1 pseudogene is annotated in these 348 nt (G+C 31.9%); it reads right to left on the reverse strand.

Annotated elements, in window-relative coordinates:
• Window positions 1-348: pseudogene (locus CP370_RS09655) on the reverse strand (glycosyl transferase); the annotation flags it as partial.

The following is a 348-nucleotide window of genomic DNA, read 5'->3' on the forward strand; positions in this document are numbered from 1 at the left end:
TACCAAGAAAAATGAATTAACGATAATTAATAGAACTAACCATACTGGTTTAAGGAAAATATTTGATTGTATCGTCCAGATTAAGGCTAATGAAGCAAAATACAAAGCAATCATCATACCATAGCGACTGTTTAAGTTAAAATTACTGATAATGAATAGAGACAGACCGGAAATTAGACCAGTCATAAAGAACCAAAAATAATCGCGTTTAGTTAAAGTATCCAACTGATTCATCAGATGTAAAACCATACAGCTAATAGGTAATGACAATAGGAATATCCGACGATTAGATGGTGAAGAACCACCATTTAACATTGCTGCAAATATTGGTAAACACAAGCCAATTAA

It is taken from the genome of Lactobacillus sp. UMNPBX19 (genome assembly GCF_002553805.1).
GTDB lineage: Bacteria > Bacillota > Bacilli > Lactobacillales > Lactobacillaceae > Lactobacillus.